A 20,454-nucleotide genomic window follows, 5' to 3' on the forward strand; every position below is an offset into this window, starting at 1 on the left:
TGACTGGAGTGAGTCCAATTGCTTAAGCAGTTGCCCGTTTTTGTCTACGGCACATTGTTAAAAGGCTTTCACAACCATGCGATTTGCGTCAGACCGTTTGCCCATACAGAAGCCAGGGCGTCGGTCAAAGGTGAAATTTATCATTTGCCAGAAGGCTATCCCGGTTTGCTGACAGGAGCAGGGGAAACGAACGGGGCAGTAGTGACAGGCGCGGTCCTTGACTTTGCTCCCGAAGTGTACGAAAAGGCACTCGCCGTCCTCGACGAGTTGGAGGCGTATTACGGAGAGGGCGACCCGCGCAACGAGTATGAGCGGATTGTGGTGAATGCCTGCTTGGCAGAAACAGGACAGGAGGTGCCCGTATACGTCTATCGCTATCTGGATGATGATTACGCAAGACGGGTCGGAATGAAGGTAGAACACGGCGACTGGCGGCGATTCATGGAAGAGGCGGCTGAATAGCAGCGGCGCGTTTTGCCAAAACTGGTAGGGTAAAGGAGGGACCCTGCCATGGAATTGTTGAATGCGACCCCTGCGCAAATCTGGCGCTTGCTGATTCCGCAAAACTTCTGGATGTTTTCCGAGGAAGTTCCCGAAGACGAACTGATCTTCCATTATCGCGACCATATTTACTTTGTGAACAAGGATGGCTCGGTCTTGGCGCTGCCCAAGCCCGCCTGCTTTGAGACACTGGATATGGAGACGCTCCTGGAGTATTTGGCTGCGTCTGACGACACGATTGATTTTGACGATGAAGGTCAGTTTGACTACGGCTTCGTGCTCAAGCAGATGGGCTACATCGTCCCTGTTAAAAAGAAGCGGGAGAAGGCTGTCTATCAGATCGAAATTATCAACACGGCTCTGCCAAAAGCGTACGGAACCCGCTACGAGATGAAGCATGTCGACTTCGTCTTCGCCCTCTATCACGCGCTGATGCGCTGTCACGAGCTGAACGCGAAAACCGACTGGGAGTACGAGCACGTAGTGAAGCGGATCGTCAAGGTCGATGCCAAAGCGTCAGGCAAAGTGCAAGTGAATCTGTAATTTCTACTATTGGCATAGTGAAAAAAAGTGAATGATAGGGTATGATTAATGAGGTACATATGAAAGATTTGGTGAGGAGGAAGAAATCATGACAGCTGCTGTTGAGCGTCAAGGCGCATTCGTTTTCAAAGGGGGTCCTGTAACCCTGCTCGGTCCGGAAATCAAAGTGGGCGATACAGCTCCTAACTTCACCGTAGTAGGCGGCGACCTGTCTCCTGTAACTCTCGACGATTCCAAAGGAACCGTTCGCATCATCTCCGTCATCCCATCCATCGACACTGGCGTTTGCGACGCGCAAACCCGCCGCTTCAACGAAGAGGCTGCCGGACTGGAAGGCGTAACCGTGCTGACTGTATCCGTCGACCTGCCATTCGCGCAAAACCGCTGGTGCGGCGCTGCCGGAATCGACAAAGTGAAAACCGTATCCGACCACAAAGACCTGTCCTTCGGTACAGCTTACGGCGTAGCGATCAAGGAATACCGTCTCTTGTCCCGCGCTGTTTTCGTTGTCGATGCTAACGACAAAGTTGTTTATGCAGAATACGTGCCTGCTGCTGGTGAGCATCCAAACTACGAAGCTGCAATCGCTGCTGCGAAAGCTGCGAAGTAAGTTTTTGCACCATAAGCTTTTGTGTCAGCAAGACCCTCTGTTCGTTCAAAAAGACGAGCAGGGGGTTTTTGTTTGTCCTGGTTGGCACGATTTCCTTCGTTTGGACGTCTGGAAAAAAAGCTTGACGGTTTTAGTAACCGTTGGTTATATTATTACCAACGGTTACTAACCACTGGTTATTTAGTGGGCATCAGGAGTGAATCATTGCATGGCAACGAGACAGGAAATACGCTCAGAGGAAACGAAGCGCGCGATTCTTGCTGCTGCGACAGAGCTTTTTGCAAAGCGGGGATTTGACGCCGTCTCCATCCGCGAGATCGCCAAGGCTGCTGGCTGTTCCCATACGACGCTCTACATATACTTCAAAGACAAGGAAGCACTTTTGCACCAGCTCTCCAAAGGTCCGCTGCAAAGTCTGGCCGAGCAGATGGAGCGCACATTGGCAGACGAAGCGTTGCCGCCCAGGGAGAAGCTGCGCGAAATCAGCCGACAGTTCATCCGCTTTTGCCTTGGCAACCGCAACATGTATACGCTGTTTTTTATGGTGAAAGCCACCCGGATCGATGTCGAGGAACCGGAAAAAGAGTTGCAAGCGCTGCGCACGCATCTGTTTGGACTGCTGCGGCGGGCGGTACTGCACGCTTTGCCAAAAGAGGCGGCAGAAGAGGAAGCGCTTGCGTTTGCGCGGATTTATTTTTATACGCTGCACGGCATCGTCGGGACTTACACGCATTCAGAGGAACCGCTGGACAGCTTGCTGGAAAGACTTTCCCCTACGTTTGAGCTGGCTGTAGACGTGATCCTCGCGGGCAGTGAGCAAATGATGACAAGGAGTGTGTGAAAATGAAGGTAGAAAAAATCTCCGAGCGCATCTGGTGTATCAAGACATGGCTGCTGATTCCCGTGCGCGTCTGGGCGGTGCTGGAAGAGGACGGCGTGACGTTGGTCGATGCCGGGATGCCGTTCATGGCCAAAGGCATTGCGGCTTTCCTGAAAAAAGAGGGCGCAGGGCCGTTGAAGCGCATCCTGCTGACACACGGGCATTCCGATCACGTCGGGGCCGTTCGCAAGCTTGTCGAGACCATGCAGGTCCCGGTGTATGCGCATCGGATCGAAATACCGTACATGGAAGGACGCGAGCCGTATCCGCGCCGCAAAAAACGGGAGGTCAACGTCCAGCCCGGACTGGCGCAGCCGCTTCCGGAAACGGCAGACGGGGGACTTTCGGCAATCGCCGGGCTGCAGCCGTATTGGACGCCAGGCCATTCGCCGGGGCACGTCGTCTACTATCACGAGCAGGATCGCGTGCTTTTGGCGGGTGACTTGTTTACGTCGAAGCGAGGCAGGCTGCATCGCCCCATGCCGATGTTCACCGCTGACATGACAGAGGCGGTGAAAAGCAGCCGGATTTTGCGGCAGCTAAAGCCGCTGCGGCTGGAAGTATGCCATGGTGACGCCGTGCACAATCCCGCCGAGCAGCTCGACGGGTATTTGGCAGAAATGTCCCGCTCCCTTTCCATTCCGGTGAGCACGTTGCAGTAGGGGACAAAGTTTTTTCCATTGATATGATGCGGTGCGCATGCTTACGTGCAAAGGGAACGCGACTGGAAGGAGGTTGTCCTCGCGGTGGGTCTTTTTGCTATACTGGACAGCAGGGAATGCAGGGAAGACCTAAAGGAGAGACAACATGCAGGAAGAATTGATACGCTTTACAGCGGACGAGGCAGATGCTGGCCAGACGGTGCGGGATGTTCTGCAAAAGCGCTACGGTGTCTCGCGTCGTTTGCTGATCCGGGCCAAATTCAACGGGACGATTACGCGCAACGGCAAGCTCGTGTTTGTAAACGAAAAGCTGCAAGCCGGGGACGAACTGGCTGTCATGGTCGACATAGAGGAGGAAGAGACGGTAGCTCCCGAAGAGATGCCGCTCTGTATTCGCTACGAGGACGACGATTTGATGGTGATCGCAAAGCCGGCCGGGCTGGTCGTGCATCCGACAGGCAACCATCCGGCCGGCACGCTTGCCAACGGAGTGATCGCTTACTGGAAAAAGCGCGGCGAAGCCCGAAGATTTCGCGCCGTCAACCGCTTGGACAAGGATACCTCCGGCTTGATGATTGTCGCGAAAAACCAGTGGGCACACGAGCAGTTCAGCCGCATGCAGCAGGAGCGGACGCTGCACCGCTTTTACCAGGCGATTGCCGAGGGAACGATTGCCGCGGAGGAAGGGACTATCGACGCGCCGATCGGGCTTGCGGAAAACTCCTTTATTACCCGCAAGATTCGGCCGGATGGACAAACGGCTGTCACGCACTATCGCGTGCTGGCTCGCGGTGTCGGCATGACGCTTTTGGAGTTGAAGCTGGAGACCGGGCGCACTCATCAGATTCGGGTGCACATGCAGAGCATCGGTCATTCGCTGGCAGGCGATGATCTGTACGGAGGCGGGCGTGAACATATCGGCAGACAGGCGCTGCATGCGGCGCGGCTGTCTTTTGTCCACCCGCGCAGCAAGGAGACGATGACGTTTGCAGAGCCACTGCCAGACGATATGCAGGCGCTTTTGCAAAAGTTTTTTCCCGCGCTGCCAGAAAGCCAGAACGAAACGATGTAGCCGAAAAAAATCGGCAAATTCCTCTGGAAAGCTGAAAGCGTTTTCGGTATGATAAAAGAAACAGGAAATACGCTGGTTGTCTGCGGGGAAAAATCCCGCAAGATTTTTTTCAGTAGCAGACAGACCCAGCTTGCGCCTGACGCATGTTTCGGCATAGTTGACAAGTTTTAGGGGGACTCCCTCTTGTTTGTCATGCACCGGATGAGCGAACGGGGTGAGCTGGGTTTTTTGTTGTACAAAAAAGACAGCCAAGGCTGGGCCAGTTTTTTCATCCCGATGAAAAGGAGTGGAGCGCATGAAAGTAGTCTCCTATCGGCCAGACGAACAAACCAAGTGGCGGGCAGGGCTGCTTTTGGACGAAACCGTCAGGGACATCGCAAAGGCACTTCCCGGCGCGCCGGGCACGGTGCAGGAGCTCTTGGAGCAGTGGGACGTGTGGCGGGAGCGGCTGGCGTCGATTGCCGACAACACCCATGCCATCGAAGCAGATGTGGCTTTGCAAAAAGTGCGCCTTGGCTCGCCGTTGCCACGCCCTGCCAGCTTTCGCGATTTTTACGCCTTCGAGGCGCATGTGAAGACAGCGCGGGCACGCCGCGGGCTTAAGATGATTCCCGAATGGTACGAGTTTCCCGTCTTTTACTTTTCCAACACGGCGGCCTTCCACGGACCGGAGGAGAGCATTCGGCGGCCCAAGGCGACACAGTGGCTGGACTACGAACTGGAAGTGGCTTGTGTCATCGGCAAGGCGGGGACGGATATTCCTGTTGAGCGGGCGCACGAGCACATTGCCGGATACTGCATTCTCAACGACTGGAGCGCGCGCGACATCCAGCGCGAAGAGGTCAAGGTCGGGCTGGGGCCAGCCAAAGGCAAGGACTTCGCTACGTCGATGGGGCCGTGGCTGGTGACGCCAGACGAGCTTGCAGATGTGCGTGTGCCGGGAGAAAAAGGCGACCGCTACGATCTGACGATGGTGGCGCGGGTGAACGGCGTGGAGTATTCCCGCGGCAATTTGCGGGATATTCACTATACCTTTGCGGAAATGATCGCGCGTGCCTCGCAGGACTGCACGCTGTACCCGGGGGATGTCATCGGCTCGGGCACGGTCGGCACCGGCTGCATTTTGGAGCTTGGACCTGAACAGTACGGCTGGCTTGCGCCGGGCGATGTAGTCGAACTGGAAGTCGAGCGCCTGGGTGTGCTCGTAAATACGATCAGCGAATAACGTTGAAAAAAAGGGGGAAGCAGAATGGCTTTTTATCACCGCATGGGAGAAGTGCCGCAAAAGCGACACACGACTTTTTACAAGCCAAACGGCGAACTGTACCGTGAGCAGGTCATGGGTACGAAAGGCTTTTCCGGAATTCAGTCGATTCTCTATCACCACAATCCGCCGACACAGGTGCGCGAGACGCGCAAATACGCGGACGTCCGCCTGGAATTTGTGGAGCAGGCGGAGTTGAAGCATCAGCATTTCAAGACGTTTGACCTGCCGCCAGGGGGCGACCCGATCTTCGGCCGCCGCTATTTGCTCGGGAACAGCGACGTGGTCATGGGCGTCTGCTCGCCGACGGAGCCGATGGACTATTTTTACCGCAATGCGGACGGGGATGAGGTTGTGTTTGTCCACGAGGGCGAGGGCGAGCTGCAGACGATTTTTGGCACGATTGCGTACAGACCCGGCGATTATCTGGTCATCCCGATTGGCACGACGTACCGGATCGTGCCTGCGGTACAGAGCCGCTTTTTGGTGATCGAGTCGCAAAACGAAATCGTCCCGCCGAAGCGTTACCGCAACGAGCACGGGCAATTGTTGGAACATTCGCCGTTTTGCGAACGGGATATTCGCGTGCCGGAGAAGCTGGTGACGCATGTGGAAAGCGGCAATTTCGAAGTGCGCGTCAAACGGCAGTCTGTCGTCTACAGCTACTTTTTCGACTTCCATCCGTTTGATGTCGTGGGCTGGGACGGCTACCTGTACCCGTATGCGCTGAGCATTCACGATTTTGAGCCGATTACGGGCCGGATTCACCAGCCACCGCCAGTCCACCAGACGTTTGCCGGACAAAACTTCGTCATCTGCTCGTTCGTCCCGCGCCTGTACGACTACCATCCGCAGGCGATCCCCGCACCTTACTACCACAGTAATGTCGAGAGCGACGAAGTGTTATACTACGTCGATGGCAATTTTATGAGCCGAAAAGGCATTTACGAAGGCTCGATCACCCTGCACCCGATGGGTATCCCCCACGGGCCGCACCCTGGCAAGATCGAAGCCAGCATCGGGCAAAAAGAAACGAAGGAGCTGGCAGTGATGCTCGATACGTTCCAGCCGCTTTACGTCACGAAAGAGGCGTTGACGATAGAGGACGAAGCGTACATGTCGAGCTGGCTGCCGGCCAAGTGAGAAAAGGCGGGATAGGGATGGAAATCGCGATTCGCGAACTGGAGCGACAGGACAAATACAAGCTGTTGATCGGCTGCATCATTCCGCGGCCGATTGCATGGGTAACTTCACACGATGACAAGGGAGTCGTCAATGCCGCTCCCTTCAGCTACTTCAATGTCGCAAGCATCGAGCCGATGATGGTCTCTGTCGCCGTCATGCGCAAGCCGGGCAGCGTCAGAAAAGATACGGCGCGAAATATTTTGCAGACAGGCGAGTTTGTCGTCAACATGGTCGACATCCACAATGTCGATGCCGTCAACCAGACCTCGGCAGACTATCCGCCGGACGTAAGCGAGGTAGAGGCGCTCGGGCTGGAGGTTGGCCCGTCTGCGGCGGTCAAGGTTCCAAGGCTGCTTTCGTCGCGCATTCATTTTGAGTGCAGGCTGCATCAGATTGTGGAGCTGGGTACCCCCACTACTTCTGACCTCATCATCGGCGAGGTCGTGCACGTGCATGTCGCCGACGAGCTGTATCACGGGGGCAGGATTGACCCGCACGCCTTTGCGCCTGTGAGCAGGCTGGCGGGGCATTCGTATGCGACGCTGGGCGACTTGTTTGACCGTCCGCGTCCTGTTTACGACCCGTCCGCCGAATCCAAATCGAAATAGGGAAGCAGACAGGGAAAAGCCGTTCCGGTGTGCGACTGGAACGGCTTTTTCCGTTTTCTTGCGTCCGCTAGTTCAAGCCGGGATAGCGGGAGATGGCGTCTGGCCTGATCGGGCGATTGTAGTCAGAGGAGGTTCCGGCATTGGCAGGCGTGCCGTAAGGGGTAGCGTTCGGCTCTAGCCCGAGTGGATGGACCACGCTTTGCTGGTAGTACAGCTCGCGGTCGCTTTGAATGTAGGAGCGTTCGGGACCGTCGGCCAAGGAGCATCCGCTTGTGGACAGGACCAGCAGCAGGAGCAAAAGGATCGGCATAGCAAATCACCTCGTATGTAGCGTGACTTTTCTGTCCTGATTTCATACGGGCGAAGCGCATCTCCGTCCAGGGACGGAGGACAAATCCCTCTGTGGGCCATTTTGCCGCCGGGCGCGCAAGGGTATCCTTAAAGCATGGAAGGCAAGCGGACACTGTAGGGAGGAAGGATTGTCATGATGGAAAGACGCTTATATCGCTCTTCGCAGGATAAACGGTTGTTTGGAGTTTGCGGCGGGATTGCCCAGTTTTTGCGTGTGGATTCGACGCTTGTGCGTGTGGGAGTCGTCATTTTGACGGTTTGTACAGGCATCCCGATTTTGCTCTACATTCTTTTGGCCATGATTATGCCAAAAGAACCGCATTGGGCTTACGCGGGTGACGGATACGGCCTGTACGATGCGCCCGTGGGAGGGTATGCGCGGATGAACGACCTCGATTCGGAAATCGAGCGCCTGGAAAAGCGGGCGCTGGTGCAGGAAGTATATCGCCTGCGTGAAGAACTGGCGAAATACAGAGGCTTGTAAAGTGGAGAGGCTTCCTGCCGCGTGCGGGGGCCTCTTTTCTTGGCTTCCAAGCCAACGCGAAAATCAACAAGAAAGCGCGAAAGCGTCAACTTCTCTATTTTTCCGCATAACATGTAAGGTGGGAGAATGTACATAGGGAGGGAGAAGCAGTGTATCTCGGCGTGTTCGATTTGAATCAGCGTCTGGAGCAAACCCGCAAAATCCTGCGGGAAAAGCAACACCTGAAAAAGCTGATTGAAGAAGACATCCAGGAGCTTGAGAAAGATGTCCAGGCATTGGAAGCCATGATAAACAAAAACAAGTACGCAACCAGCGGCCAGCGATAACTATCGCTGACAACGACAGAAAGTCACCAAACAGCAAAAGTGGCGACTGCGCAAGAGGCAGACGGCCACTTTTTTATATTGTCCGCCGCCGCGCCCAGAGCAGAGGACGCTGTCATTGGCAGCGGCGGCAGCACGGTGTTTTGGCGTTTCGTTATTTCGAATCTGCGCCCGCGTCAGCACCGACAGCGGCAGCGAGCAGCTTTTCGACGATACTGGGGAGTAACTGGATCGCGGCGTTGTCGGTCCCGTACGTCTGGCTGTCTGCATGCGTGCCCTTCATCAGCAGGATCAGCGTGTAGGCCAGCTCGCGTGGATTGTCTGCGCCCAAGGCGACTGTGCGCTCCAAAAAGGCGTCGAAAATCCGTTTCTGATGCGCACAGACCAGCTCGCGCACAGGATGGGCGGGATCGGGAAACTCTACCGCAACGTTGAGGAAGCAGCAGCCGCGAAACTCCTGGGAGGATGCGCGGTCAGCCAGATCGGCAAAAAATTGGACGAGCTGCTCCCGCGGTCGATCAGGGTGTCTCGCCATGCTTTCCTCCCACTCTTGCCAGAAAGCAGCCTGTTTCTTTTTCAAGTAAGCGATAACCAGGTCTGTTTTCGAGGAAAACTGGCGATAGACGCTCATCTTGTTGATCCCGGCCCGCTCCACGATGGCATCGACACTGACGGCGTGGATGCCTTCCTGGTAAAAAAGCTCATCGGCCGCTTGCAAAATTTTTTCCTGTGCTTGTCCGCGAGGGACCCTGGCTCGTTTTTTGGACGTCATCGGAGAGTCAGGTCCCATTCTACGATTTCCACACGTCGGCGACGATCTCGAAGGAGCGCACGCGGTCCTCATGGCGGTACATTTGTGTCGTAATCATCAATTCATCCGCCTGGGTCGCCTCCAGCAGTTCCTGCAACTTGTGCTTGACCGTGTCCGGATTGCCGATGATGGAGGAACGAAGCTGGGCGAGCACAGACATTTTTTCAAACTCGCTCCACAGCTCATCCATGTTGTCGACTGGCGGCTGGATCGGCTTCAGATCGCCGCGGATGAGGTTGAGGAACGCCTGGTAGTGCGAGGTAGCCAGCCGCTCGGCAAGCTCATCCGTATCGGCCGCCATGACGTTGACACCCAGCATGGCATACGGCTCGGACAGCACTTCGGATGGGCGGAAGCACTGGCGGTACGTTTGCAGCGCTGGCAAGGTGTAATTGGGCGAAAAGTGGCCGGCAAACGCGAACGGCAGTCCGAGCATCCCCGCGAGACGCGCCGAAAAATCGCTGGAGCCGAGCAGCCAGATCGGAATGTTCAGGCCTTCGCCGGGAACAGCCCGCAGCGCGCCGGGATTGTCGCTGGTGCGCGGACGCAAATACTCGCGCAGTTCCTCCAATAGCTCGGGAAAATCGTCGCCGCCGATCCGCAGGTCGCGCCGCAATGCCCGGGCGGTGCGCTGGTCCGCGCCGGGAGCCCGTCCCAAGCCAAGGTCAATTCGTCCCGGATAGAGCGACTCCAGCGTGCCGAACTGCTCGGCGATAATCAGCGGGGCGTGGTTAGGCAGCATGATCCCGCCGGAGCCGACGCGTATTGTTGAGGTGCCGCCCGCAATGTAGCCGATCAGCACGGCTGTGGCCGAGCTTGCGACACTGGGCATGGCGTGGTGCTCGGCGAGCCAGTAGCGGTGAAAGCCCCACTTTTCCACCTTTTGCGCCAGGTCCAGGCTGTTTTGAAACGACTGGGCAGCCGTACTGCCTTCTACAATGGGAGCGAGATCCAGCACAGACAGCGGAATATCGCGTAATGTTTTGGTCATGAAAAGAAACCTCCTCTGAGGGTCAAATTTGTTACTGGTCGGTAACAAACGTACTTGCATCTTACGGGGAGGGGAGGGGGCTGTCAATGTTTCGATGGGTTGAGGCGGCACTTTGCGTTTTTTATCAGAAAGACTTAGACTGTTGCTGGTGAAGGTGAAAAGCACCAGAATGTGTTTATATTGTGATTAATTGGGTGAGAGGATGAAACGGAAACAACTGTTTGTAGATTTGAAAATCAACAGAAAAACGGGTCAATTTTCTGATTTGATAAGAGAGATGATCCAGACATTCAAAGAGGATGGTTACACAGAGGTAGAGGTATTGCAAATCGTGAAAATCAACAGCAAAGAGTATTTCATCATTTTCAATGTCATGGAAAATGGATAGAGCGTTTCCAAAAACACAAAAGAGGCGTCCCCAAGCCGAAAAATCGGCTATGGAGACAGCCCCTTTCAAGCGCAAGCCAAGCTGCGCAGCGAAAACATCTTGGCAGGCACCTACTGCTTGGTCAAAATAAGCGGCCCATCCGCAGTAATCGCAATCGTGTGCTCGTACTGGGCCGACAGCTTGCCGTCGCGCGTTCTCGCTGTCCAACCGTCCTCGTCGATTCTCGCATGATAGGTGCCGATATTGAGCATCGGCTCGATGGTGATGACCATGCCTTCCTTGAGGCGCTGGCCTCTGCCCGGAGGACCGAAGTGCGGAACGTACGGCTCCTCGTGCATTTCCTGCCCGATTCCGTGGCCCGTGAAATCGCGGACAACCGAAAAGCCTTGCGCCTGGGCGTAGGTTTGGATCGCGTGGGAAATGTCTCCGATCCGGTTGCCGACAACAGCTTGTTCAATGCCCAGGTACAGCGATTTTTCCGTGACCTCCAGCAGCTTTTTCGCTTCCGGGGAGATGTTCCCCACGGCGTACGACCAGGCCGAATCGGCCAGCCAGCCGTCTTTGCGCACGACCATGTCGATGGTGACAATATCTCCGTCGCGCAGCGGCTCTTTTTTCGGGAAACCGTGGCAAATGACGTCGTTCACCGACGCGCAGGTGGCATATGGATAGCCTTGGTAGCCTTTTTGCTCAGGAGTGGCGCCGTGGCTGGCCAAAAATTCTTCTACGAATTGATCGATTTCCCAGGTCGTGATCCCGGGACGAATCATCGACGCGATTTCGCGGTGGCAGGCGGCCAAAATTTTGCCTGCGGCGTGCATCAGTTCAATTTCTTCGGGTGTTTTGAGGATAATCATCGGTTCTCTCCTTGTCCTCACGATAGTTCTCTTGCTTTATACAGTATATAGTGTAGACCTGTTTCGGGCCAATTGCCACAGGCAAAACCGCATGGTAGGATGAGGAATAAACGAAACAACCTGGGGGTAGGTAGCGTGGACAAGTTTCAGGAGCATCTGGCAAACTACCAGATTCATGTAAAAGACGATATGGAAAAACGGATTGCGTTTATTCGCGAGCAAATCGACGGAAACGGGCTTGGCGGTGTGGTTGTCGGCATTTCCGGCGGGATCGACAGCGCCGTGACGGCTGCTCTGTGCGTGCGCGCCCTTGGCCGCGAGCGCGTCATTGGCGTATGGATACCTGCGTACTCCCAGGCGGTGCATGCGGAAGACTCGCAGCGCCTGGCGGAAGCAATTGGTCTGAACCTGCACACCGTCGATGTAGGCCCTGCCTTCGATGCGCTCGTGCCTGCCATCGAGGGTGTGCTTGCGCTTGGCGACAAGACAAAAGGAAATACGAAAGCCCGCCTGCGCATGACCGTGCTGTACGCAATCGCCAACCAGAAAGGCTATCTGGTCGCGGATACGTGCAATCGCAGCGAAATTCACGTCGGCTATATGACCAAAGGCGGAGACGGTCTCGCTGACTTCAACCCGGTGGCAAGCCTGACGAAGCACGAAATACGCATCCTCGCTGCCGAGCTTGGCGTGCCGGAATCGATTATTGCCAAAGCGCCTTCTGCCGATCTGTGGGAAGGCCAGACAGATGAGCAGGAAATGGGCTTTACGTACGAGGATCTCGACCGTCTGCTGATTACAGGCGAGACCAGACCGGAAGCAAAAGAACGGATCGACTACCTGCACCGCATCTCTGAGCACAAGCGCAATCTGATGCCAGGGATTTAACAGGCCAGTTGCCATGTGACGGCCAGCCGAAAAGCAAGCATCCGCGAGATACCCGTGCGCACAGCCGGGTGCGGTTGATGAAGGAAGCGCCGTTGCTTGCCGGTTGATTATTGGGCGGTTTTGTACGATAATAGAAGTTACGCACAAAACTTTCGAGGAAAGAGGTGGAACAGATGTCGACGACTGAATTGATGCTTCGAACAAGTCTGGAAGGCCGTGTGAAGCGTACGTTGCAAACGTACTTCCGCCGTCCGAACGACGTGTTGATAAAGGAAAGCCTCGGAGCGAACGGCCTGTCCCCAGAACAAGTGGAAGTTACGATGGAGCTCTTGACACAAGGCTATACTGTTGCTGAAATCATTGAGCAACTGCGGGATAAAGGCTACTTCGCATAAGCTGCACAGGAAAAAGACCGGACTGGCAAGCATTTGTCGGTACCGGCCTTTTTTATTGTCCGAAGTGAAGCGCCCACAAAAGCGTGTGATTTGTGCATGCTGTTATCTTTTGGCATAATGGAGAGGGCAGACCTGCAAGAAAAGTGGTGGAAGACATGACAGAAGTTATGGGAACATTTGGCGACTATATTGCGCAATACGGCTATGGAGCTTTGTTTGCCCTGTTTTTTCTCGGGATTTTGGGGATGCCGTTGCCCGAAGAAACCTTGCTCGTCTTTTCCGGGTTTTTGGTTTCGACCGGCCAACTCGCTTACTGGCCTACTTTTCTGGTCTGCTTTCTGGGCTCCGTAACGGCGATGACAACGGCTTACTGGATCGGCCGGACATTGGGCTTTCCTTTTCTGGAGCGCTACGGAAAACGGCTCGGAATGGGCTACACCCTCTATAAAAAAACGGAAGAATGGTTCAACCGCGTTGGAAAATGGGCGCTGCCGCTCGGCTACTTTATCCCTGGCGTGCGCCAGTTTACTGCCTATTTTGCAGGGATCACCAGGCTTCCTTTTCCGACTTTCCTGTTGTACACATATGCGGGCGGGCTGTTTTGGAGCCTGCTGTTTGTCACCTTGGGCTGGCAACTGGGAGAGCGCTGGGATGAATTGTTCGATCTCATCTCGCGCAATCTGGCGATTTTCTTTATCGCCGTGTTTGCCGTCATTGCTGCCTGGTCGTACTACCGTCACCAGGCAAGTCTGAAAAAGCAAAAACGGAGGGGATTGCAATGACTGAAGAAAATCGGCAGGAAAACCGACAGGAAAGCCAGCTTCCGGCTATTCGCCAGCCGGAGCAGCTCGTTCCAATTAAATTGCCGGAGGCGCATCAGCGCTTTTACGATAAATTGCGCGCCAAAATCGAAGCGTTTATCAAAGACAAAGGGGTAAACGAGACAGTCGCCAACTATATTTTGCTCGCGCCCGACCTGTTCGTGCTGCTTGCCCGCCTGCTGCTCGACAAGCGTGTCGGGGTTCAGGCCAAGGCCGTTGCCGGGATTGCCGTCGCATACTTCATTACGCCGCTTGATTTTATTCCGGAGGCGCTCGTAGGCGGCGTTGGCCTGCTGGACGACGTTATTTTGGCCGTTTACGCCCTGCGCCGGATTTTGGTCGACGTGGACGAAAAAATCGTTCGCGAGCATTGGAACGGCAAGGATGACTTGCTCTCCGTCATTACCAAGGTCGTGAAGGCGGCAGATGACCTTGTCGGCAAAAAAATCGTGAAAAAGCTGGAAGAAATTTTGTTCCGAAAAAAATAAACAGGATGGGACACAGATGACAAAATATTTGCTTGATTATCAAGAGGGAGAGCGGGTTGTCGCTTTTTGCCTGGTGAAGAACAAGGAAGCCGGAGTCGCGAGCAACCAGAGCGAGTATTTGAATCTGGAGCTGGGGGATCGCTCCGGGACGATCATGGCGAAGCTGTGGGATGTCAGCCCGGAAATGAAAGAGTGGATCACGGTCAAATCGGTGGTGAAAATCGACGCGCTCGTCCAGGTGTACCGGGGGAAAAAGCAACTGGTGATCCAGCGCATCCGTCCTGCCGCGGCATCAGACGAAGTCATGATGGAATCGCTCATCCCCGTTTCGCCTGTTCCGGTGGACGAGCTGTGGGCGAAACTGGAAGCGACAGTGGACAGTCTCAAGAGCAGCACGCTCAAGGCGATCATCCGCGAGGTGCTCTCTACAGAGGAGATCAGGGAGCGGCTCCGCCACTTTCCGGCAGGGGTGCGAATGCACCACAACTACTATCACGGACTTTTGGAGCATATCGTCTCGCTCTTGACAGCGGCCCAGAGCTTGCTGTCGCTCTACCCGCAGGTGGACCGCGACGTCTTGTACGCGACCTGCATTCTGCACGATATTGGCAAGCTGTACGAACTGTCGGACCCGATTGCGCCGGATTACACCACGCCAGGCCAGTTGATCGGCCATCTGGTCATGGGCGTTGAGATGGTGAGCGGCATTTGCCGCAAGCTCGACATTCCGCTGGGGGATGCCGAAGTGCTGCATCTGAAGCATTGCATCCTGAGCCATCACGGGGAAGTGGAAAACGGCTGGGGAAGCGCAGTATCCGGCAAGACGCCGACGGCCATTCTGTTCCACTACCTCGACCAGATTGACAGTAAAATGAATGCGCTCGGACAGACGCTTGCCGACATGAGCGAAGACGAAGAGTGGGCGTACGCCGGGGCGCTCCGCCGAAAAGTTTGGCGCGGCTATTAGTAGCCTTGCTAGAGAAGACGAAGCCCAAAAAGCCGACTGCATGGATCAAGGCAGTCGGCTTTTTGGGCTTTTTGCGGCACAAGTTTTCTGAAACCTTTTCCTGTCCGGGGCGTCTTACTAAAAGAAGATTGGCTTTGCAAGGAGGAGAATCTGTGAAAAAAAGGAGCAAAATGGCTGTGCTTTTGCTGGCAGCCAGCGTACTTGCCGCGCCAGCAGTTTCGTTTGTGCCGGCTCACGTTTACGCCTACGACGGCAAATCTGATCTGGAAATCATTCCGTTGCCGGAAGACATGCGCGAGCTGCTGGTCGATTTGCGAGAAGATTACGTGCCAGCGCTGTCGGAGATGCATGTCGATGCAATCGGCAAAGGCAGCAATTCCGAGACGATCATTTCCCTGTCTGACAAGAAAAACGTCATTACGGCAGGTGTATCGATGAAACTGGTCGTCGATGCTCGCGGCAACATTACTTCCCTGGAGCTGGAAGGCACCGAGCGGGACAAGTCGAAAAAATGGGACAAAAAAGCAAGCTATCAAAAGCTGAAAGATTTTATCCGCGAGCAGGTGCCTGTCAGCCACGTTATTGATACGCAGCCGATGCTCTCGACAGAGCGGAGGGCACAGCTCGATCAGTTGGCTGTCGTGTCTTTTTACCCGCTGCTCAACGACGTCTGGGTGAAAAAAGAAATGGGCCGTGCGTTCATCGACGCTTCGGGGCAGATTGTCCGGTTCCATCAGGAAAAAGTCAAGCTGCCGCTGGCATCGGAGGTGGCCGACCCGAAAAAGGCAGTAGCGCCGGAGAAGGCGAAAAGCGAATGGGAAAACCAGCTGAATATGCAGTTGGTATACGATACGGCAGCGGGCAAGCTGGTGTACCAGCCGACTGAGCTGCCGGTGATCGACGCTTTGACAGGAGAAGCTGTTCCTGCTGTTCAGATGAAAAATAGTGAGGTTCTCAAGCTGAAAGGCTATGCGGACAACAGCATCTGGGGCGACCGCAAAAAAATGGAGAAGTGGCTGGAGACGACGTTCAAGCTGCGCATCAACACGCTGTCGTTCAAGGCGCCATCGGAGAAAGTGAAAAAGCGGGACACGGATCTGTACGAGTGGAACGCCAGAATGTACCAGAGCGCTTCTGTTTTGGTAGATCGCAAGACAAAATCGCTCATCGAGTTCAGGCTCGACGGAACGGCAGAGCAGGAGCTGGAAAAGCCGTTGCAGGCGGAAGAGGCAAAGGCCCTGGCGAGAGAATTTGTCGAGAAGCACTTGCTCGGCAAAGAGCAGTCCTTCGTAGTGACGGAAACTCGCCCAATCGACCATTTGCCTGGCTGGGCAGACCAAAATCTCGTCCGGCCGATCTACAGCTATGCCTTCTACCCGCAAAGTAGCGGCATCCCTGCAAAAACGCCGCTGTATACAGTCGAGGTAGACGCGAAAAAGGGAGCGGTCGTGACAGCAAAGGTGAGCGATTCTCCTGCGCTGCCAGCGACGCTCGATCAGTCTGGCGTCATCGGTCAGGAAAAAGCGAAGCAGGCTTTTCTGAAAAACCTTTCCCTGCGCCTGGCGTACGACTATCCGAAGGTAGGGGGACAGACTGCCGCCACTCCGCAGCTCGTCTATTTGCCAACGGCCGACACGGAGGCAATGCAGGTGGACGCGGCTACAGGCGAAGTCGTGGACGGCTGGGTCGAGTGGACAGAATCATAACCGATCAACAATTGCCCGGCATGGAAAAGAGCGTGCCGGGTTTTTCCACGTGCTCGCTCCTGTGCCAAAAGTCCGGCTGCGCACTATTCTTTTCAAAATAGGCAAACACTTTGCGGCTGGTAGGATTTTTTTTCTTTTTGTAGAATTACTTCTTGATTCCCATTTGATTTGGCAAGAACGCCGATCACGAGAAGGAGAAAGTGCATGAAACGGCCAACCTATACCCTACCAAGTATTGTCAAGAAGGTATTCCGGTCCGGCGAGCGCTCCCTTCCACGTACAGAGATTTGTTCGCGGATGGAAGCGAATGAGCTGACGGCTTTGATGGATCTGGACAGTGCGACACTGCTTGATAAAGTGTTGAAGATGGAGCAGTCACCAGTGCGGGTTGCCAGCTCGGAGGCGATCGTGGAGATCACCTACCAGCCTCATCAGGTGTACGATCTGGCGTACCGCTTTTTGCGTGACACACAGCATCCGAAAAAGCTGGAGCAGATCGTCGCAGAGCTGCGCCGCCAGACGCAGTTTGGCTGGAACCAGATCCTTCGCATGTTGCAACTGGAACGCGACCCTCGCTTCGTGCAGTATCAGGGCGACGACAGATGGTTTTTGGCGGAGTGGACACTGGCGAATGACCAGGTGTACGATTTTTGCCGGAACAATGGCATCACGCAGGTAGCGGCCCGTTCGCTTGTCCATTTTTTGGAGCAAGAAGTGGGGATCGCGGCAGATGCTGCTTTTCTGCCGATGCTGGACGACCGTTTCCGGGTTGAGGGAGATACGCTGTATATCATTGTGCGCAGTGATGTGACTGATGAGGAGCTGGCTGTGGAAGAAATGGCAGCGGCTGACTCTTCTGTATCGATAGCCAACATCGAGAGTGAAACAGAAGAAGTTGTACCGGAACAACAGGAACCAATTTTTACCAAGGGGGAAACGAACATGACAAATGCGACAAACGTGCGAGTGCTGGAGGAAGTGCAACAACTGCTGCAACAGGCGATCAGCCGTCTGGAAGGCCGCAACCAGGAGATGGCCCAGGAAGTTGTCACTCATTTTCAACAAAGCAACATGCAAGCTATAGAAGTGCTGATGAAAGAGAAACATAAGCATGAGCAGATCGTACTTGGCATTCAGCAAGTACTTGCCACCAGTGAGCAACAATGAGCAAGCTTGAGGCCATGATCCGGTTGGAACAGCGATTTGATTTGCTGCGCGACGTTATCGCGAGTTATCGGATTCGCCTTCAAGACATGGAGCGGGAAGTGGTGGAGCTTTTTGCCGCCAACCAGCTCTCTGCTATTTCTGCATGCATGAGCGAAAAGCAGCGCATCGTCCGGTTGATGAACCGTCTGGAGCTGTTTATCAGCCAGTGGGAAGGCAACGGCGATGTGGGAATCGCTCATGAACCGAAACGAGAAAACTTGAACACATGATGGAAAATGCGGTAAAATAGGGGGATTGTGCAGGATTCCCCGCGCATGCCGCGTGGGATGGAAAGGAGATCCAAACCCTCTATGTCAGTAGGAAGAAACGAACTGTGCCCATGTGGGAGCGGAAAAAAATACAAGAAGTGCTGCGGGGTAGTCACTCCGATTACCGAACTGCGCAGCCGTCATGAGCAAAAATTGCAGAAGGAATATGCAGGTTGGGTGGAGCGTCTGAATCATTTCGTCGGCGGCCATGTGACCAGCGAGACGATTCAGGAAGCGCGCAGCCGCTTTGCAGCAGAAGTCGGCCTGTCCGAACAGGAGGTTACACGTCCGGAGTGGGCCGCGCATTTCTTCAACTGGTGTGTCCTGGATGTCAAAACAGGCGGAAGCACGCTGCTTGAGAACTACATCAAGCAGCACGGCCGCCGGATGGAGCCGGATCTGCGCCGTGCTTTTGCCGGCTTGCATCTGAACGTGTACGAAATCATGGAGGTTGATCGGGAGGTTTTGACCGTTCAACAGCCACTGACGCTGGAGAAGCATTACATCCTGCGATCCGGCAACCTGAACGTCATGCCAGGCCAGATCATCGTGGGACGTCTGCTGAACCTGGGGCTGCGCAACATGCTGTTTCCCGGCAGCATCATTTTGCAGCCGCACGTCAAGGACAGCCTGCTGGGATGGCTGAAGGAGCATCCGGAAGTCGAGGAAGCGGCCGACGATACAGGCAAACGAGTGTACACAACCGCGCTGTACCGCTTTATTGTCCAGTTTGGCGAAACGAACAACGGACAGGCAGGAACCAGCGAAAACGCCTTGCTTCGTCGCACGTACTCGTTGCAAAATCGCGGGCAGCTGCTCAAGGCGATTGAGGCAAACCCGGCTTTCGAACTGAAAAAGTCCGACAGCACAAAAGAAGTGTGGGTGTATGCGACGCGCAAGGAAGAGCACCTGTTCTCCGCTTTGAAGGATGCGCTTTTGGAACTGTACGAAGTGCAGGCAGAAGTGCTGCTCGAAAATGACAAGCTGTATCTGGAAGGATACGCACCGGAGCTTGAGGAAGTGGCGCAACTGCTTTTGCTGCCCGCGTACGAACACGAGGAAGAGATTCGCGTCCTGACCTCGACCGGCTCGAAGCTGTCCAAAGGCACGTTGTTTATTACCAGCCAGCCTGCGCTGCCGCCAAAAGTTTTGCAGTGGGCGGTGCAGACGTATTTTGCGGAAAAATGGCTGGTGACGCCACACGAAGCGCTGGAAGACCTGGCCCCTGTTCTGGTTGCGGCATCAGACAGCAAAGAGCTGCACGCCAAGCTGGAGAGCCTGCTGGAGCAGCTGGAGCAAGACCGGAAAGTAGGACAAGGTCTGGCACGCTTCATTCGGACAGACATGCTGCGTCCGCGCCTGTCGCTGCCAAACCACAGCATGCATGTGAACAACCTGCTCACCCGTCCGCTGATCGAAGGCTTGCCGGAGAGCGTGTATACGGTGCATCCCGACAGGCTCGCGGAAATCAACCGTTTTGTTCAGGAGATGACGAGTGGCAAGTCGGAAGCAACGGTCAAAAAGTACGATGAGGTTATGAACAACTTCCGCTCTTTTGTCAGATGCGCGTTCAGCCCTTCGTTTACATGGGAACAGTTGCGCAAGGAAGACCTGGCTTACTTCCTCGTGCATGATATTTATACACGCGCAGATGCCGTGACGAAGACATTGGCAGCAAATCTGCTGTCGGTCATGACCGCTTTCTTCAAGTGGCTGGACAAGCAGGGGGCAACAAGCTTGCATGCGACCATGCAGTCCTTGTTTGCCGAGCTGAAGGAAAGCTTGCCGGAGGCCTACCGTTTGCGCGGTCTCTTGGAAAAAGAAGCGAACCATAACCTGTTCAACCATGCGACTGTGCCAAAGGATGTCGTGGAAGAAACGCTGGTCGTGCTTTCGGTTGACGCGAACGGTTTGGTAGCCAAACGCTCGAATGGTGAAAAAATCACGTTGTCTGTAGCGGCAAATGTGAAAGACATGCTGACTGCCGACTGGATGATCTCCGGCTTGTTCGGCAAAGGCGAAGACGGCCTCTGGCGCCTGTATGGCACGCCTGAGCTGTATCCGCCAGCTATTGCCCATCTGCTCGGAGTACAGACTGGTGTATTGGTTTAACAAAAAGACTTGATCGGTATACAAACAAAGGGGCGTCTCCAAGTCGAAAAGTCGACTTTTATACGAAAATGC

The 20,454-nt window shown here is 54.9% G+C and carries 25 protein-coding genes; 21 read left to right on the forward strand and 4 right to left on the reverse strand.

What is annotated here, in order from left to right:
* The first annotated feature begins 18 nt into the window (after nucleotides 1-18).
* From EDM57_RS21295 to EDM57_RS21335, 9 genes are all read left to right on the forward strand, one after another.
* Nucleotides 19-462: a gamma-glutamylcyclotransferase family protein gene (locus EDM57_RS21295; RefSeq protein ID WP_122906691.1), complete on the forward strand. Its 444-nt coding sequence runs from the start codon at nucleotides 19-21 to the stop codon at nucleotides 460-462.
* A gap of 48 nt (nucleotides 463-510) precedes the next feature.
* Nucleotides 511-1,044 carry a hypothetical protein gene (locus tag EDM57_RS21300; protein ID WP_122906692.1) on the forward strand — a complete coding sequence of 178 codons (534 nt, stop codon included), beginning with the start codon at nucleotides 511-513 and terminating at the stop codon, nucleotides 1,042-1,044.
* An 88-nt stretch (nucleotides 1,045-1,132) separates the two neighbouring features.
* On the forward strand, nucleotides 1,133-1,654 hold the full coding sequence (tpx, locus tag EDM57_RS21305) for a thiol peroxidase (protein WP_122906693.1): 522 nt from the start codon (nucleotides 1,133-1,135) through the stop codon (nucleotides 1,652-1,654).
* Between the two features lie 208 nt (nucleotides 1,655-1,862).
* Nucleotides 1,863-2,495, forward strand: coding sequence for a TetR/AcrR family transcriptional regulator (locus tag EDM57_RS21310; protein WP_122906694.1), 633 nt, complete (start codon nucleotides 1,863-1,865; stop codon nucleotides 2,493-2,495).
* 2 nt (nucleotides 2,496-2,497) lie between these two features.
* Nucleotides 2,498-3,196 carry an MBL fold metallo-hydrolase gene (locus EDM57_RS21315; RefSeq protein WP_122906695.1) on the forward strand — a complete coding sequence of 233 codons (699 nt, stop codon included), beginning with the start codon at nucleotides 2,498-2,500 and terminating at the stop codon, nucleotides 3,194-3,196.
* Nucleotides 3,197-3,341: 145 nt separating this feature from the next.
* Entirely contained in the window at nucleotides 3,342-4,268 is a 927-nt protein-coding gene (locus EDM57_RS21320; protein WP_122906696.1) for an RluA family pseudouridine synthase, read from the forward strand.
* A 295-nt stretch (nucleotides 4,269-4,563) separates the two neighbouring features.
* Nucleotides 4,564-5,493 (forward strand): fumarylacetoacetate hydrolase family protein, encoded by a 930-nt coding sequence (locus EDM57_RS21325; protein ID WP_122906697.1) that lies wholly within the window; start codon nucleotides 4,564-4,566, stop codon nucleotides 5,491-5,493.
* A 24-nt stretch (nucleotides 5,494-5,517) separates the two neighbouring features.
* Nucleotides 5,518-6,675 carry a homogentisate 1,2-dioxygenase gene (locus EDM57_RS21330; protein WP_122906698.1) on the forward strand — a complete coding sequence of 386 codons (1,158 nt, stop codon included), beginning with the start codon at nucleotides 5,518-5,520 and terminating at the stop codon, nucleotides 6,673-6,675.
* A 17-nt stretch (nucleotides 6,676-6,692) separates the two neighbouring features.
* A complete protein-coding gene (locus tag EDM57_RS21335; RefSeq protein ID WP_122906699.1) occupies nucleotides 6,693-7,325 on the forward strand; it encodes a flavin reductase family protein in 633 nt (210 codons plus the stop codon).
* Nucleotides 7,326-7,392: 67 nt separating this feature from the next.
* On the opposite strand, the gene EDM57_RS21340 is transcribed toward EDM57_RS21335, so the two are convergent.
* Nucleotides 7,393-7,635 carry a hypothetical protein gene (locus EDM57_RS21340; protein WP_122906700.1) on the reverse strand — a complete coding sequence of 81 codons (243 nt, stop codon included), beginning with the start codon at nucleotides 7,633-7,635 and terminating at the stop codon, nucleotides 7,393-7,395.
* Nucleotides 7,636-7,809: 174 nt separating this feature from the next.
* Between EDM57_RS21340 and EDM57_RS21345 the strand changes: the two genes are divergently transcribed.
* Together EDM57_RS21345 and EDM57_RS23485 are read left to right on the forward strand one after the other, a co-directional pair.
* The gene (locus tag EDM57_RS21345; protein ID WP_211338293.1) at nucleotides 7,810-8,160 is read left to right on the forward strand and encodes a PspC domain-containing protein; all 351 of its coding nucleotides are present in this window, start codon (nucleotides 7,810-7,812) and stop codon (nucleotides 8,158-8,160) included.
* Nucleotides 8,161-8,309: 149 nt separating this feature from the next.
* Nucleotides 8,310-8,486: a hypothetical protein gene (locus EDM57_RS23485; protein ID WP_170163491.1), complete on the forward strand. Its 177-nt coding sequence runs from the start codon at nucleotides 8,310-8,312 to the stop codon at nucleotides 8,484-8,486.
* A 151-nt stretch (nucleotides 8,487-8,637) separates the two neighbouring features.
* Here the strand turns inward: EDM57_RS23485 and EDM57_RS21350 are convergent, their stop codons facing one another.
* Nucleotides 8,638-9,255 (reverse strand): TetR/AcrR family transcriptional regulator, encoded by a 618-nt coding sequence (locus EDM57_RS21350; protein WP_122906713.1) that lies wholly within the window; start codon nucleotides 9,253-9,255, stop codon nucleotides 8,638-8,640.
* Nucleotides 9,256-9,274: 19 nt separating this feature from the next.
* Nucleotides 9,275-10,285 carry an LLM class flavin-dependent oxidoreductase gene (locus tag EDM57_RS21355; RefSeq protein ID WP_122906701.1) on the reverse strand — a complete coding sequence of 337 codons (1,011 nt, stop codon included), beginning with the start codon at nucleotides 10,283-10,285 and terminating at the stop codon, nucleotides 9,275-9,277.
* A gap of 202 nt (nucleotides 10,286-10,487) precedes the next feature.
* Between EDM57_RS21355 and EDM57_RS21360 the strand changes: the two genes are divergently transcribed.
* The gene (locus EDM57_RS21360; RefSeq protein ID WP_246005878.1) at nucleotides 10,488-10,673 is read left to right on the forward strand and encodes a hypothetical protein; all 186 of its coding nucleotides are present in this window, start codon (nucleotides 10,488-10,490) and stop codon (nucleotides 10,671-10,673) included.
* 110 nt (nucleotides 10,674-10,783) lie between these two features.
* Here EDM57_RS21360 and map read toward each other — a convergent pair whose 3' ends face one another.
* On the reverse strand, nucleotides 10,784-11,530 hold the full coding sequence (gene map, locus EDM57_RS21365; protein WP_122906702.1) for a type I methionyl aminopeptidase: 747 nt from the start codon (nucleotides 11,528-11,530) through the stop codon (nucleotides 10,784-10,786).
* Nucleotides 11,531-11,665: 135 nt separating this feature from the next.
* On the opposite strand from map, the gene nadE reads away from it, so the two are divergent.
* From nadE to EDM57_RS21410, 9 genes are all read left to right on the forward strand, one after another.
* Nucleotides 11,666-12,418: an NAD(+) synthase gene (gene nadE / locus EDM57_RS21370; RefSeq protein ID WP_122906703.1), complete on the forward strand. Its 753-nt coding sequence runs from the start codon at nucleotides 11,666-11,668 to the stop codon at nucleotides 12,416-12,418.
* A gap of 173 nt (nucleotides 12,419-12,591) precedes the next feature.
* Nucleotides 12,592-12,813 carry a hypothetical protein gene (locus EDM57_RS21375; RefSeq protein WP_122906704.1) on the forward strand — a complete coding sequence of 74 codons (222 nt, stop codon included), beginning with the start codon at nucleotides 12,592-12,594 and terminating at the stop codon, nucleotides 12,811-12,813.
* 155 nt (nucleotides 12,814-12,968) lie between these two features.
* Nucleotides 12,969-13,595, forward strand: coding sequence for a DedA family protein (locus tag EDM57_RS21380; protein WP_122906714.1), 627 nt, complete (start codon nucleotides 12,969-12,971; stop codon nucleotides 13,593-13,595).
* Nucleotides 13,592-14,122 (forward strand): YkvA family protein, encoded by a 531-nt coding sequence (locus EDM57_RS21385; protein WP_122906705.1) that lies wholly within the window; start codon nucleotides 13,592-13,594, stop codon nucleotides 14,120-14,122. Before EDM57_RS21380 ends, EDM57_RS21385 begins: the two co-directional genes overlap by 4 nt.
* A 16-nt stretch (nucleotides 14,123-14,138) precedes the next feature.
* Nucleotides 14,139-15,089, forward strand: a complete 951-nt coding sequence (locus EDM57_RS21390) for a 3'-5' exoribonuclease YhaM family protein (protein WP_122906706.1) — start codon at nucleotides 14,139-14,141, stop codon at nucleotides 15,087-15,089.
* A 152-nt stretch (nucleotides 15,090-15,241) separates the two neighbouring features.
* Nucleotides 15,242-16,795: a YcdB/YcdC domain-containing protein gene (locus tag EDM57_RS21395; RefSeq protein WP_122906707.1), complete on the forward strand. Its 1,554-nt coding sequence runs from the start codon at nucleotides 15,242-15,244 to the stop codon at nucleotides 16,793-16,795.
* Nucleotides 16,796-16,999: 204 nt separating this feature from the next.
* Complete coding sequence (locus EDM57_RS21400; RefSeq protein ID WP_122906708.1) at nucleotides 17,000-17,962, forward strand: hypothetical protein; 963 nt, start codon at nucleotides 17,000-17,002, stop codon at nucleotides 17,960-17,962.
* Complete coding sequence (locus tag EDM57_RS21405) at nucleotides 17,959-18,231, forward strand: hypothetical protein (protein WP_122906709.1); 273 nt, start codon at nucleotides 17,959-17,961, stop codon at nucleotides 18,229-18,231. Before EDM57_RS21400 ends, EDM57_RS21405 begins: the two co-directional genes overlap by 4 nt.
* 81 nt (nucleotides 18,232-18,312) lie before the next feature.
* Nucleotides 18,313-20,382, forward strand: a complete 2,070-nt coding sequence (locus EDM57_RS21410; RefSeq protein WP_122906710.1) for a YecA family protein — start codon at nucleotides 18,313-18,315, stop codon at nucleotides 20,380-20,382.
* Nucleotides 20,383-20,454: the final 72 nt, after the last annotated feature.

The sequence above is a fragment of the Brevibacillus gelatini genome (assembly GCF_003710935.1).
GTDB lineage: Bacteria > Bacillota > Bacilli > Brevibacillales > Brevibacillaceae > Brevibacillus > Brevibacillus gelatini.

What these genes read in the sequence shown, in the direction of transcription:
- EDM57_RS21345 (WP_211338293.1), top strand. Translation starts at nt 7,810, where the DNA reads ATGATGGAAAGACGCTTATATCGCTCTTCGCAGGATAAACGGTTGTTT.
- EDM57_RS21355 (WP_122906701.1), bottom strand. Translation starts at nt 10,285, where the DNA reads ATGACCAAAACATTACGCGATATTCCGCTGTCTGTGCTGGATCTCGCT.
- EDM57_RS21405 (WP_122906709.1), top strand. Translation starts at nt 17,959, where the DNA reads ATGAGCAAGCTTGAGGCCATGATCCGGTTGGAACAGCGATTTGATTTG.
- EDM57_RS21315 (WP_122906695.1), top strand. Translation starts at nt 2,498, where the DNA reads ATGAAGGTAGAAAAAATCTCCGAGCGCATCTGGTGTATCAAGACATGG.
- EDM57_RS21390 (WP_122906706.1), top strand. Translation starts at nt 14,139, where the DNA reads ATGACAAAATATTTGCTTGATTATCAAGAGGGAGAGCGGGTTGTCGCT.
- map (WP_122906702.1), bottom strand. Translation starts at nt 11,530, where the DNA reads ATGATTATCCTCAAAACACCCGAAGAAATTGAACTGATGCACGCCGCA.
- EDM57_RS21340 (WP_122906700.1), bottom strand. Translation starts at nt 7,635, where the DNA reads ATGCCGATCCTTTTGCTCCTGCTGCTGGTCCTGTCCACAAGCGGATGC.
- EDM57_RS21330 (WP_122906698.1), top strand. Translation starts at nt 5,518, where the DNA reads ATGGCTTTTTATCACCGCATGGGAGAAGTGCCGCAAAAGCGACACACG.
- EDM57_RS21335 (WP_122906699.1), top strand. Translation starts at nt 6,693, where the DNA reads ATGGAAATCGCGATTCGCGAACTGGAGCGACAGGACAAATACAAGCTG.
- EDM57_RS21300 (WP_122906692.1), top strand. Translation starts at nt 511, where the DNA reads ATGGAATTGTTGAATGCGACCCCTGCGCAAATCTGGCGCTTGCTGATT.
- EDM57_RS21385 (WP_122906705.1), top strand. Translation starts at nt 13,592, where the DNA reads ATGACTGAAGAAAATCGGCAGGAAAACCGACAGGAAAGCCAGCTTCCG.
- EDM57_RS21400 (WP_122906708.1), top strand. Translation starts at nt 17,000, where the DNA reads ATGAAACGGCCAACCTATACCCTACCAAGTATTGTCAAGAAGGTATTC.
- EDM57_RS21325 (WP_122906697.1), top strand. Translation starts at nt 4,564, where the DNA reads ATGAAAGTAGTCTCCTATCGGCCAGACGAACAAACCAAGTGGCGGGCA.
- EDM57_RS21310 (WP_122906694.1), top strand. Translation starts at nt 1,863, where the DNA reads ATGGCAACGAGACAGGAAATACGCTCAGAGGAAACGAAGCGCGCGATT.
- EDM57_RS21350 (WP_122906713.1), bottom strand. Translation starts at nt 9,255, where the DNA reads ATGACGTCCAAAAAACGAGCCAGGGTCCCTCGCGGACAAGCACAGGAA.
- EDM57_RS21380 (WP_122906714.1), top strand. Translation starts at nt 12,969, where the DNA reads ATGACAGAAGTTATGGGAACATTTGGCGACTATATTGCGCAATACGGC.
- EDM57_RS21360 (WP_246005878.1), top strand. Translation starts at nt 10,488, where the DNA reads ATGAAACGGAAACAACTGTTTGTAGATTTGAAAATCAACAGAAAAACG.
- tpx (WP_122906693.1), top strand. Translation starts at nt 1,133, where the DNA reads ATGACAGCTGCTGTTGAGCGTCAAGGCGCATTCGTTTTCAAAGGGGGT.
- EDM57_RS21410 (WP_122906710.1), top strand. Translation starts at nt 18,313, where the DNA reads ATGTCAGTAGGAAGAAACGAACTGTGCCCATGTGGGAGCGGAAAAAAA.
- EDM57_RS21320 (WP_122906696.1), top strand. Translation starts at nt 3,342, where the DNA reads ATGCAGGAAGAATTGATACGCTTTACAGCGGACGAGGCAGATGCTGGC.
- EDM57_RS21375 (WP_122906704.1), top strand. Translation starts at nt 12,592, where the DNA reads ATGTCGACGACTGAATTGATGCTTCGAACAAGTCTGGAAGGCCGTGTG.